12 protein-coding genes are annotated in these 11,874 nt (G+C 39.1%); 1 reads left to right on the forward strand and 11 read right to left on the reverse strand.

Annotated elements, in window-relative coordinates:
- Window position 1: 1 nt before the first annotated feature.
- From EZ437_RS03160 to EZ437_RS03175, 4 genes are all read right to left on the reverse strand, one after another.
- The gene (locus tag EZ437_RS03160) at window positions 2-793 is read right to left on the reverse strand and encodes a TerC family protein (protein ID WP_131593157.1); all 792 of its coding nucleotides are present in this window, start codon (window positions 791-793) and stop codon (window positions 2-4) included.
- Between the two features lie 87 nt (window positions 794-880).
- Complete coding sequence (locus EZ437_RS03165; RefSeq protein WP_131593159.1) at window positions 881-2,065, reverse strand: hypothetical protein; 1,185 nt, start codon at window positions 2,063-2,065, stop codon at window positions 881-883.
- Window positions 2,062-2,595: a hypothetical protein gene (locus EZ437_RS03170; RefSeq protein ID WP_131593161.1), complete on the reverse strand. Its 534-nt coding sequence runs from the start codon at window positions 2,593-2,595 to the stop codon at window positions 2,062-2,064. Before EZ437_RS03170 ends, EZ437_RS03165 begins: the two co-directional genes overlap by 4 nt.
- Window positions 2,592-3,143, reverse strand: coding sequence for an RNA polymerase sigma factor (locus tag EZ437_RS03175; RefSeq protein ID WP_131593162.1), 552 nt, complete (start codon window positions 3,141-3,143; stop codon window positions 2,592-2,594). Before EZ437_RS03175 ends, EZ437_RS03170 begins: the two co-directional genes overlap by 4 nt.
- 145 nt (window positions 3,144-3,288) lie before the next feature.
- On the opposite strand from EZ437_RS03175, the gene aspS reads away from it, so the two are divergent.
- Window positions 3,289-5,034 carry an aspartate--tRNA ligase gene (gene aspS / locus EZ437_RS03180; protein WP_131593164.1) on the forward strand — a complete coding sequence of 582 codons (1,746 nt, stop codon included), beginning with the start codon at window positions 3,289-3,291 and terminating at the stop codon, window positions 5,032-5,034.
- A gap of 35 nt (window positions 5,035-5,069) precedes the next feature.
- Here the strand turns inward: aspS and EZ437_RS03185 are convergent, their stop codons facing one another.
- From EZ437_RS03185 to EZ437_RS03215, 7 genes are all read right to left on the reverse strand, one after another.
- Entirely contained in the window at window positions 5,070-5,519 is a 450-nt protein-coding gene (locus EZ437_RS03185) for a hypothetical protein (RefSeq protein WP_131593167.1), read from the reverse strand.
- The gene (locus EZ437_RS03190) at window positions 5,497-5,877 is read right to left on the reverse strand and encodes a phage holin family protein (RefSeq protein ID WP_131593169.1); all 381 of its coding nucleotides are present in this window, start codon (window positions 5,875-5,877) and stop codon (window positions 5,497-5,499) included. Before EZ437_RS03190 ends, EZ437_RS03185 begins: the two co-directional genes overlap by 23 nt.
- 26 nt (window positions 5,878-5,903) lie before the next feature.
- On the reverse strand, window positions 5,904-6,170 hold the full coding sequence (locus EZ437_RS03195) for a YtxH domain-containing protein (RefSeq protein WP_131593171.1): 267 nt from the start codon (window positions 6,168-6,170) through the stop codon (window positions 5,904-5,906).
- Window positions 6,171-6,224: 54 nt separating this feature from the next.
- Window positions 6,225-7,277 (reverse strand): AI-2E family transporter, encoded by a 1,053-nt coding sequence (locus EZ437_RS03200; RefSeq protein WP_131593173.1) that lies wholly within the window; start codon window positions 7,275-7,277, stop codon window positions 6,225-6,227.
- Between the two features lie 11 nt (window positions 7,278-7,288).
- Window positions 7,289-8,746 carry a hybrid sensor histidine kinase/response regulator gene (locus EZ437_RS03205; protein WP_131593177.1) on the reverse strand — a complete coding sequence of 486 codons (1,458 nt, stop codon included), beginning with the start codon at window positions 8,744-8,746 and terminating at the stop codon, window positions 7,289-7,291.
- A gap of 3 nt (window positions 8,747-8,749) precedes the next feature.
- On the reverse strand, window positions 8,750-10,318 hold the full coding sequence (locus tag EZ437_RS03210) for a sensor histidine kinase (protein ID WP_131593179.1): 1,569 nt from the start codon (window positions 10,316-10,318) through the stop codon (window positions 8,750-8,752).
- Between the two features lie 66 nt (window positions 10,319-10,384).
- Entirely contained in the window at window positions 10,385-11,785 is a 1,401-nt protein-coding gene (locus EZ437_RS03215; protein ID WP_131593182.1) for a sigma-54-dependent transcriptional regulator, read from the reverse strand.
- Between the last annotated feature and the right edge of the window lie 89 nt (window positions 11,786-11,874).

Genomic DNA, 11,874 nt, shown 5'->3' on the forward strand with positions numbered 1-11,874 from the left:
ATTATGGTTTTACCTCGTTATCCTGGGGAACATTTCTAAGTTTAACGGGTTCTTTTTTCGCCCCTTTCATCTTCAGATTGAGCATTTCTACAAGCACGGAAAAGGCCATAGCAAAATAGATGTAGCCCTTTGGAATGTGCTGGTCCAGTCCTTCTGCCAGCAGGGAAACACCAATCAGCAATAAGAATGAAAGTGCCAGCATTTTGACGGTAGGGTGGTCATTGACAAAATTACTAATACTTGAAGCGGAAATCATCATGATAACCACAGCGATCACTACCGCGGCGATCATAATTTCTATATGGTCGGCCATCCCAACAGCTGTGATTACGGAATCAAGTGAGAAAACAATGTCAAGGATGAGGATCTGTACAATGATCCCCGCAAAAGAATGAACCTTACCCTTAACGCTGGCTTCGTCCTCTCCTTCCAGTTTATTGTGGATCTCGTGGGTACTTTTATAGATGAGAAAAAGTCCTCCTGCAAGCAAGATCAGGTCGCGCCCCGATATGGCAAGTTTTTCTAACCAGGAAGCATTTGTAACACCAATTATATCTCCCAGATTAAATAAAGGCGCAGTCAGCCTCATTACCCAGCTCAGTGAAAATAAAAGTAACACCCTGGTAATCATTGCAAGTCCCAGGCCGACAGTACGGGCCCTTTTTTGCTGATCAGCAGGAAGCTTCCCTGCAAGAATCGATATAAAAACAATGTTATCTATCCCTAAAACGATCTCCAATACCGTAAGCGTTAAAAGAGATATCCAGGCCTCTGGGGTACTTAAAAATTCCATATGCTAAAAAACTAATCTTGCCGCTAAGATATAAAAAAAGCTTGCTGATTGTATCAACAAGCTTTAATGGCATTTGGTTTAAATATTTTATTTGAAAGCGACTGAACCGTAGTCTGCCTTCACACTGACTGTTGCACCGCCGCCACTTCCTATTTTACCTGCATAATGCTTACTGGTGGAGTTATCATTATTTCCAACAGATCTGGAGGCAGTTTTCTCACCATACTTAAAACTTGCATAACTGGTACGGACTTCAAAATCTGCATTATAATTGTCATTAAAAGTAATTGTAATACCCAAATAGTCACCATCAATGGTCAATGCTTTACAGCCATTTGTTACTGCTCCTATGTTTAGCTTGTTGTAGTCCATATTGAACTTGCCATCACCGTTTAGCGTACCCACATTGGCTGCGGTATATTGAGTAGTGAGGTCAAGCTTACCTACCGTTCCGATAACGAGGTTATTGTATTGCTGGTTTATTTTGGCACTGCCCTTTATGGTAGTTATATTCACGCTGGCGTATTGAGCATTTAGATCTAGGTTATCGACACTGCCAATGGTTAATCCGGAGCCATACTGCTGCTTAATTGTTGCGTTTTCTTTGATTGTGCCTACTTTAACTGCGGCATATTGTGCATCCAGGTTTAACCTACCAACGGTACCTATGTTCACTCCCGACCCATACTGTTGTTTGATCACCGCGCCATTTAAGCTCTGGATGTCCGTATTGCCATATTGAACAGAAACGTAATTGTTTGCGTTACCAAGATTTTGTGCGGTAAAATTTCCGTACTGTACTTTTGCGTATAATGCGCCTGAAAGGTCTCCCATAGTTACATTTCCATAGGTCTGTGATAAGGTCAATGCATTTCCTGCAGGCATGTAGACAATATAATTGACCTTAACTTCCCTTCTCCACTTTTTCCCGTTCCTGGTCATATTGCCCCAGCTTTTATTGTTCTGGTCCATTTTAGTTTTAAATGCGATCTGATCACCCGTTTTATCTGCCTCTATGCTGACTTCATCCAATAATTTTTGTGCATCCGCATCATTATTACTATAAGCCTTGATATCTACATCAGCCTTTACTTCTTTTCTGTCCCAAATCTTTATCTGTATAGATCCGTACTGATTACTCAGCATCAGTTTGTCTGAATTGTCGGCAGCAAAAGTTTTAGTAAAGGTTTTAGTTTGTACAGGGCCCTCTTGGGCATGCACATAATTGGTCAGCAGCAATAAGACCACTGCACATTTTGTTAAAGTTTTCATATTTGATTCTCCCTTTTATATTCGTCCACTTCACTGATAATAGACAATTGCTGATTGATCACCTGGAGCTGCAGCTCCAGGTTCTTTACCATCGCCTTGACTACTGCTCTTTGGTTAGGACTGGTCTTTAATTCTTTTTTTAATGCTTCATAATTACTCCCCAGCTGATTTAAGTCGGTACTGAATTGTGCATATAGCTCCGGGTTTTTCCTTGCGAATACTTCCAGGCTGTCTTTTTTCTCTTCAATCAGGTTGGCAAACTTCATTTCTTTTTTTGCATAGACGGGATTGATATCAGCAATTTCCAGTTCCCCTTTCGCCCAAGGACTATGATAGGTATACATAAAAATAACCGTCATTATCACGATCAAGGATGCAGCTATACCTAACCAAAACGGCACCCTCAAAGGCTTTTTTATGCTTTCCTGGTCAAGTCCTGCTTCTATCCTGCTCCATAGCTGCCCGGAAGGCGATCCGGTATCAAAAGCTTTTTTATGTTCCTTAACGTATTCTTCTAATTTGTTGTTCATCTCGATACTCCTCTCTTTGCTAATAAGCTATTTAATTTCATTTTGGCCCTCATGTATTGGCTGCGTGAGGTATTTTCTGATATTTTGAGGATATGGGCTATTTCTTCGTGATCATATCCTTCAAATAAATACAGGGTCAGCACAATCCGGTATCCATCTGCCAACTCCCCTATTGCCGATTTAATCTCGTTCACCTGACACTCCATGTCATCATCCTCTTTTGGTTCCTGACCAGCCACATCTATTTCATCTATGCTGATAAATTCCACTTTACGCTTCCTCAACAAGTTAATTGATTTATTAATCACAATTTGCTTGAGCCACAACCCGAAGGATGTTTCTTCCCTGAATGTTTCTATCCTAGTAAAAGCATCTAAAAATGCCTCCTGCAAGACATCTTCGGCCTCCGCTTCATGATTGACAATTCTCAGGGCAACATTGTACATAGCTTTAGCGTACAATTTGTAAATCTCAAATTGTGCCTTCCGGCTGCCGTGCCTGCATTCGTTAACCAATGCAACATGCTTATCTATGTATACTGTTTCCAATGTTTATGGTTCTTATTAAAAGACAGCCAGTTTTTTAAAACGTTGCATACTACGCTAAAATATTTTTTAATATACCAAGTAAAATTGCCAGTGTTTAAAATATGTGGTTCAAAATGAATATTTTTGCCGCTTAATTATTTTAATAATGTTAAGAACAACTACTTGCGGCGCGCTGACCATGGAGAACTTAGGAGAAAATGTAATCCTTTGCGGTTGGGTACAAAAATCAAGAGATTTAGGAGGGATGACCTTTATAGACATCCGCGACAGATACGGGATTACTCAATTGGTTTTCAATATGGATGATAACCGCGACTTATGTGAAGCTGCACGCAGTTTGGGAAGGGAGTTTGTAATAAAAGCTGCCGGGCTGGTAGTGGAACGCTCTAACAAGAACCTGAAAATGCCAACCGGTGAAGTGGAAATAAAAATTACTTCACTAGATATATTGAATGCGGCCAAATTACCTCCGTTTTTAATAGAAGACGAAACTGACGGCGGCGATGACCTGCGCATGAAATACCGCTATCTGGACCTTCGCAGAAATCCGGTACGTAACAATATGATCCTTCGCCATAAAATGGCTCAGACGGTTCGCCGCTACCTGGATGCACTTGATTTTATAGAGGTAGAGACTCCGGTGCTGATCAAATCCACACCCGAAGGGGCAAGGGATTTTGTAGTACCTAGCCGTATGAATGCGGGTGAATTCTATGCCCTGCCACAATCTCCTCAAACATTTAAACAGCTGCTGATGGTATCTGGATTTGACAGGTATTTTCAGATAGTGAAATGCTTTAGAGATGAGGACCTTCGTGCAGACAGACAACCTGAATTTACACAGATAGACTGTGAGATGTCGTTCATAGAACAGGAAGACATCCTTAATACTTTTGAAGGACTGATTAGGACACTGTTTAAAGATGTTAAGGATTTTGACCTTCCTGAAGTTCCAAGAATGCAATATGCAGATGCGATGAGACTATATGGCTCTGACAAACCTGATACCCGCTTTGAGATGCAGTTTGTAGAATTGACTGATCTTGTTAAAGGAAAGGATTTTCCGGTATTTGACAATGCCGAACTGGTTATCGCAATTAATGCTAAAGGATGTGCTGGCTATACGCGCAAACAAGTTGATGAATTAACTGATTTCATTAAGCGACCGCAAATTGGTGCAACGGGATTGATTTATCTGAGACACAATGAAGATGGTTCTTTAAGATCATCTGTAGATAAATTCTATAATGAAGAGGAATTAAAAAAGTGGTCTTCTGTTTTAAATACTCAGGCCGGAGACCTTGTATTAATAATGGCAGGGACAACGGATAAAGTGCGCAAGCAACTAAGCGAACTTCGTTTGGAAATGGGCTCACGGCTTGGCCTCCGGGATAAAAATAAATTTAGCGCACTATGGGTATTGGATTTCCCGCTGTTGGAATGGGATGAGGAAACTGAGCGTTACCATGCCATGCACCACCCGTTCACTTCTCCAAAACCAGAAGACATTGCTTTATTAGATTCTAAACCGGGTGAGGTAAGGGCTAATGCATATGACATGGTGGTGAATGGCACGGAAATCGGCGGTGGTTCAATACGTATCCATGACAGGGCTTTACAGGCATTGATGTTTAAACATTTAGGGTTTTCAACAGAAGAAGCTCAAAAGCAATTTGGATTTTTAATGGATGCCTTTGAGTTTGGGGCCCCTCCCCATGGTGGAATTGCATTCGGATTTGACAGATTGTGTTCGATATTTGCCGGTCTTGACAGTATTAGGGATGTGATTGCTTTTCCAAAAAATAACTCAGGAAGAGATGTAATGATTGACAGCCCGTCAACAATTGACGATAAGCAATTGAATGAACTAAAAATAAAGACTGCCCTTTAAAACAAAAATCCCCGTTACTGACGGGGATTTTTGTTTTAATACGTTTCGCTATCTGGAGGAATCCCGTAATCTACGTATTCTTGTGATTTTTCATTCTTCTTTTTACCACTACCAAACCAGGATTTAACAGAATTGAACAAGCCTGATAAATGCTCTGCATCCAATGATTTACCCACTTTATTGGAAGCAAGGCCAACAAGTGTTTTTGTAAGAAAACCGGAACCTCTAAATAAAGTGCTATTCATTACAAAAGGCAATACCAACGACAGTAAACCGCTGCTTAGGTTATACTTTTCATCCACTTTAAAGAAAGCAGATGGTGTGGCGTATCTCTTGATCAGATTTCCTAAGGTAAAACGACCAATATAAGCCTTTGAGTCTGATATCAGCAGGTTCTCCTGAATGGTATATTCAGCTTTCAGACTACTTACTGCGGCATGCAGGTCTTCCAGGTTATTAATATTATATTTTTTCGTCTTCTTCATCCTTATCTGCAAGTTTGTTAAAATAGTTTCTTATAGTAAAGTTGATAATGGCTTTTTCTATATATTTTTCTTTAGTAAAATACACAATGAGCGCTAAAATAACGTAAATTAAGGATACACATCCGAATCCACGCGCATAACTACCCAATACTTCAGACAGAAACAAAGCAAGGGTGACTGTTCCAAATAGAAAAGCCAGTACAAAGCATAAAATAACAGTGGCATTGGTCACCACATCGGCAAACACTTTAGAAATCTTTTCAACCAGATATAAACGGGTATACTCTACCCGGGTATCTATATATTTTTTCGCATCTTCATATAGATCTTCTATGCCTTTTTCCTTATTTTCCTGCATTTTATCCTGTTTTTAAAGCTATAATATTAAGCGTGCTCTACATCGTCTGCCAATTCTTCCTCTGTTTGACGTAGTTTATTCTTAACAGAACTAACAACCTTGTCCTTTAAGCTGGAAAGGTTATTGATTTCGTCTGCTGCTCTATCTTTAATTGTATCTCCCAGATCTTTTAAAGACTGACTCAATTTGTCCCTTGTTTCACTTCCTTTATCAGGAGCAAATAACAATCCTAATGCTGCACCTGCAGCTAAACCAGCTAATAAGCCAATCAATACTTTTGAATTATCGTTCATGATATTTTAATTTTTTAATGTTTACAAATTTATAATAACTGCATGATTACATGTTTATAACTGTTCATGTTCTGAAATTGTTTTAATTCTCTCCAATCTTTCAGAGGCCATAGAGCTTGTTTCATAGATCTTAATCAATAATACGAAATAAGACAATAACAAAGGGCCAAAAACTAAACCTAAAATGCCAAATAACGGTATCCCAATAACTACGCCAAGAACAGTTATAATAGGATGAATATTTCCCACCCGCTTTGCGATTATTAAGCGAAGGACATTATCAATGTTTATGACGATCACAAACCCAAAGATCAGCATCCCCCAACCGGCAAAATCATTGCCATTAGCTATCTGCATCAGAGCAGCCGGAACAAATATAACTGGTGGTCCCAATATCGGCACAAACGAAATAAAAGTGGTAATGATCCCCCAAAATAAGGGATCTGTATAACCAAGTACATAGAAGGCAAGGCTGACCAAAGAACCTTGTACTAAGGCAATAAAACCTTGTCCAACAACATTGGCGTAAGTTGTATTGCGCATTTCCTCAGCAAATCTTTGTGCATTCTGTTCTCTGAACGGGGCATATTTTACAAGGGCAGATTCAAACTGTTCCATATCCACCAGCATAAAATACAATAAAAAGTACATCAGCAACAAGCCAAGTACAATGTTAAACGCTCCTGAAATAAGTGATGGAAATAACTCTGTAGCCCAGGTTCCGGCTTTTTGAAGACCATTTTCCACGAGGTTTTGCATATCATTGCCCATTGGGATCAGGTGCTTTAATTTAAAAAGCATGTTTTTAAAGTAACTGGGATCACTCTGGAGTTCGGCAATTTTCTCTATCACCATACTGCTTAACGCATAAAACGGCAAAATAATAACAACAATGGAGAGGAAGAGCAGAAGTATGGCAGAAAAGCTCCTGTTCATGCCTTTCACATCTGTAAGCCAGATGTACGCAGGCCGTAATATGGTATAAAGTACCAATGTGCTTAAGATAGAGCCAAAAATCCCTTGAAGCGAATAGGCAATCAAACAGCCTAAAGCTATGATAATTACCAGGTTAATATTATTACGTTGCTTATAGGTAAATAATGACATAGTTGATTGTATTAAATCCAGAGTTTACTTTCATGATAAATAGGAATTTGAATGAGGAATAGGCTTCCATTGGCCAGTGGTTTAAATTTTATACTTCCATTATGGGTTGTCAATACACGCTGTGCGTGAGTAAGACCTAGTCCGCCTGCCCGCTTTTTTGTCGTAAAAAAAGGTTCATAAATAATCTCGCTATTTTGAGATTCAATTCCCGTTCCAGTATCCGCAACAGCAATTTCATATACATCCTTGTCTATGGTGCTGGTGATGCTAATGGTCTTTGGATAGCTATGCATAGCTTCAATAGCATTCATTATAACGCTGATCAGTACATTTTTTATTTTGGGTTTGTCTATCAAAATCATTTGCTCATAGGGCACAAGCTCTTTTATGAGTTTAATATTATGACCTGTCATCAGGTCTTCTGTATCAGAAATTGCGGCTTCTATCACTTCAACAATATTATGCCGCTGAAGGTTTAAAGTCTTTGTCTCTGTACTGGATATGAAGTTTTGCACTAGCCGATTTACCTTGTTGCAGTTGTTTTTAATGATTTCTATATAGGACTGTACAGTTTCATTGCCTGTAATATCATTATCTGATGCCAGCTCATCAATCGCAAGGTTAATGGTTGATAGCGGATCGCGGATCTCTTCGCCTAATCCTTTGGCGATATGCTCTGAAATAGACATTTTCCCTAAGTTAACCGACCTCTCTTCCTTATTTCTTCTGTAACTCAGGTCACGGATTATTGTATGATAAACCTCCGATAAATTGACCATGTCGGTCTGAATAAAAGAGGACAGGCTACAATAAGAAACAATGCCCTGTCCGGAGATCAGTTCACATTCAAAATTAACAAGCGATCCATTCTTTTCAAGCAACGTTCCAAACTGCTCTCTGTCATTCAAATTTTTAAAGATCGCAGCATCCTGGAGTTTCATAATTGCTGAACGGCTATAACCAAAAAACTTTAATCCCCCATTATTGATATCATGTATTTTCCCGGATTGATCTGATATTAATATCGGATCATTGGCTTGCTCGAAAACAGCCTTGTATTTACTTTCACTGGACTTTAAAGCCTTTAATGTTTCGGCTTGCTTAATAGCGTAACGAATACTTCTGTCAAGAGTGGAGGAATCTATTTCGTCTTTGATCAAATAATCTGCTGCACCAATATTCATTGCCTGCACATCAATTGTCGTATCCCCCTTTCCTGTAAGGATAATAATTGGCTGCTCGCAACCCGAGTTAACAGCTTCAGTGAGCAGGTCGATCCCGGTACCTTTTCCCAGTCTATAGTCAACCAGATAGACATCATACTGTTTTTTTAGAATCGCGCTGATTCCTTTTTCATAACTATTAACCCAATAGAACGCGTATCGGTTTGAAACCTCATCGAATATTCCTTTGGTAAGGACATAATCGTCTTCATCGTCATCAATCAATAAGACCCTAACTTCTCTCATCTCTTATTTCATTTGCGTTCTTGGTAAAATAACGGTGAAAACAGATCCCTTATCCTCTGCAGCACTTGCGTATATAAATCCTGAGTGATTATCTGTAATTTTTTTACAAATAGCCAGTCCAATTCCTGTGCCATCATACTCCGCCCGGGTGTGCAGTCTGTAAAAAACATCGAATATTTGTAAAGCCTCTGTTTCTTCGAAGCCTATTCCATTATCCCTTACCTCTATGATACAATATACCTGATTTTGATGAATTTCAGCTATATCCAATTCATGTCCATATTTAATGTTAGCATTGATGGTTATTTCAGGGGAAATGTCATGGCAGGTAAATTTTAAGGAGTTGCCCACTAAGTTTTGAAATAGCTGCACCAGTTGACTTCCAATTCCATCGATTTCCATATCACAATGAACTTCTATGTTGGCTTTTTTCAATTCGACCATAAAGTCAAGCTGCTGAACAGCCTGATAAACAACCTTGTCAAGTCTGACTTTTGCAAAGTTTCTGTTATCCCGTGTCGCTTTAGAAAATGCAAGCAGGTCATCAATTAGAATCCTCATTCTTTCTGCAGAATTATTCATCCTGTACAGATAGTCTGATACCTCTCTATCCAGTTGTCCGGAAAGCTTAATCTTTATTTTTTCGCTAAAGCGCTGAATCTTTCTTAAAGGTTCCTGAAGATCGTGGGAAGCGACGTAAGCAAATTGTTCCAGATCCTGATTGGAACGATTCAGTTCAATCACTTTTTCTTCCAATTGAACCTGGGCCTCCCTCAATTCCGTTACATCCTGTGTATTGCCAATAAAAGCAAATCTATCATTTAGCCCGATCCTTTTATACTCAGCTGTAGAAAGCACATGCCTGATTTCTCCTGAAGGCCTTACGACCCTATAATTGATTTTACAAGCCTGCTTGCTCTTTCTCAACCGGTTAAAGTTATTGATGAATGCGAGACGGTCATCTTCGTGTACAAGGCTTTTATAAAAGAAAAAATTGATAAACACGGAATGGGGAAGGTATCCATGAATATTATACATCTCATCAGACCACAGCATGAATTCTCTCTCTTCAACCCATTCCCAACTGCCGCTATGGGATACCATCTCCGCTTCTCTTAATAAAGATTCGTTTACTTTGAGTTTTAAAACTGCTTCCTTTAACTCCGTCACATCCTGGATAGCTCCAACAAGTTTGCCCTCTTTCTCAATATAAATACCTTGGTTTAATACGTATTTCCGCTTACCAGATGGTTGGATGATCTGGTATTCTACAGCAAAAGTTGTCTTGTTAAAAATTGTGGCATTTAACTCTTTCAATACCTTTTCCCGGTATTCAGGTGCAATTATTTTTTCATTTATAGCTGCATCAGGCTGAAAATCATTCTCTTCAAAACCATATATATTGTAAAGTTCATCAGACCATTTAATAATATCCTGCTCAACTGATAACTCCCAACTTCCTAAATGAGCGATGCCTTCTGCAATGGTAAGAAGTGCTTCCTTTTCAGACAGGCATTCATTTGCTCTTTTCAACGAACTGACTTCATGCTTTAACCTTTGTATTGAATTCATATTTCTAACGTGGCAGTACAACAAAGCCAAAAAACATACAAAGAAAAAGATTGTTGCAGGTAACACTTATGTATCCAAATTAATGGCCCTCATTTTATTATACAATGTTTTACGATCAATATTTAAGATTTTTGCTGCTTTAGTTTTGTTGAAATTAACTTCCCTCAACACCCTTAAGATTGCATCATATTCTGCTTCCAATGCGGCATTTTTTAAATCCCGTGGTTTTTCGGCACGTGATATGGAATTTTCTATTGCAGAGGCTTTGGCATAGGTTGAGATCTCAAGAGGCAGTGCTTTTAGCTGTATTTCTTCTGTTTCGGTCAGCAGTGTTGCCCTTCTTACTACATTTTTAAGCTCTCTTACATTCCCAGGCCAGTTATAAGTAAGAAAACACTCTTCTACTTCTTCAGAAAAATGTTCTACATTTCTGGAAAGCTCCTGATTGGCAACACCTAAAAAAGTATTTGCAAACACCATGATATCTCTTCCCCGCTGACTTAGTGGAGGCAGGTTAATTGAAAACTCATTAAACCGATGGTATAAATCTTCTCTGAACCTACCTTTTTGAATGGCATTCGCCAGATTTTCATTAGTGGCAACAATGATCCTGACATCCAGGTCGATCTCTTTAGTGCTTCCGATACGCTTTATTTTCCGTTCCTGCACAGTTCTCAGCAATGCTGCCTGTATGTCATAAGAAAGATTTCCCACTTCATCCAAAAAAAGCGTTCCACCATTGGCCATTTCAAAATGTCCGATCTTAGTGTAAAGTGCGCCTGTGAATGATCCTTTTTCATGACCAAAAAACTCACTCCCTGCCAGCTCTTTTGTCAGCGAACCGCAGTCCATTGCTACAAAAGGAGCATCCTTCCTTGGGCTGTTTAAATGAATTGCCTTAGCTACAGATTCCTTGCCGGTTCCGCTCTCTCCGGTTAGAATAACACTGTAAGTAGTCGGTGCAACCAATTGGATCTGCTTTAACAGGTCCTTGGATGCCTGGCTCTGGCCGGCAACAAAATTTTCAGCCTGGCTATATGTCTGTTTAACGGTCTTTTGTTTTGGTGCTTCTGACAAAGATTCTGATTGATTAACATTCAAGGCAATCTGCGTTTCTATTGCTTTGTTGATCGTATTGAGAATTTCATCGGGATATAATGGCTTCGTGATGTAATCATAAGCTCCAAGTTTGATCAGTTCAACTGCTAATTTTATATCAGAATAACCGGTGATAATAATAACTCCGGTGCTTGGATAGCTCTCTTTGATCTTGATTAGCATCTCTTTTCCATCTGTATCTTCTAATCTGTAATCACATAAAACAAGATCATAGGTTTCTTTGGATAAGTAATCCATTGCTGCTACCCCACTGACTGCAGTAGATACAACAAAAGAATTTCTGGTCAGGAATTTGGATAAAAGTAAGCCGATATTTACTTCATCGTCAACGATCAATATTTTTCTCATAATATTAGGATGGCGCTTAATTAGAACTAAATGTAATCAGTTTTTTTTATTATGGGAAATATTTTCTACAGTTTATACGGGAGCGCCTC

The organism is Pedobacter psychroterrae, from assembly GCF_004331695.1.
GTDB classification, from domain to species: Bacteria; Bacteroidota; Bacteroidia; order Sphingobacteriales; family Sphingobacteriaceae; genus Pedobacter; species Pedobacter psychroterrae.

What these genes read in the sequence shown, in the direction of transcription:
- EZ437_RS03160 (WP_131593157.1), bottom strand. Translation starts at nt 793, where the DNA reads ATGGAATTTTTAAGTACCCCAGAGGCCTGGATATCTCTTTTAACGCTT.
- EZ437_RS03165 (WP_131593159.1), bottom strand. Translation starts at nt 2,065, where the DNA reads ATGAAAACTTTAACAAAATGTGCAGTGGTCTTATTGCTGCTGACCAAT.
- EZ437_RS03170 (WP_131593161.1), bottom strand. Translation starts at nt 2,595, where the DNA reads ATGAACAACAAATTAGAAGAATACGTTAAGGAACATAAAAAAGCTTTT.
- aspS (WP_131593164.1), top strand. Translation starts at nt 3,289, where the DNA reads ATGTTAAGAACAACTACTTGCGGCGCGCTGACCATGGAGAACTTAGGA.
- EZ437_RS03185 (WP_131593167.1), bottom strand. Translation starts at nt 5,519, where the DNA reads ATGAAGAAGACGAAAAAATATAATATTAATAACCTGGAAGACCTGCAT.
- EZ437_RS03190 (WP_131593169.1), bottom strand. Translation starts at nt 5,877, where the DNA reads ATGCAGGAAAATAAGGAAAAAGGCATAGAAGATCTATATGAAGATGCG.
- EZ437_RS03195 (WP_131593171.1), bottom strand. Translation starts at nt 6,170, where the DNA reads ATGAACGATAATTCAAAAGTATTGATTGGCTTATTAGCTGGTTTAGCT.
- EZ437_RS03200 (WP_131593173.1), bottom strand. Translation starts at nt 7,277, where the DNA reads ATGTCATTATTTACCTATAAGCAACGTAATAATATTAACCTGGTAATT.
- EZ437_RS03205 (WP_131593177.1), bottom strand. Translation starts at nt 8,746, where the DNA reads ATGAGAGAAGTTAGGGTCTTATTGATTGATGACGATGAAGACGATTAT.
- EZ437_RS03210 (WP_131593179.1), bottom strand. Translation starts at nt 10,318, where the DNA reads ATGAATTCAATACAAAGGTTAAAGCATGAAGTCAGTTCGTTGAAAAGA.
- EZ437_RS03215 (WP_131593182.1), bottom strand. Translation starts at nt 11,785, where the DNA reads ATGAGAAAAATATTGATCGTTGACGATGAAGTAAATATCGGCTTACTT.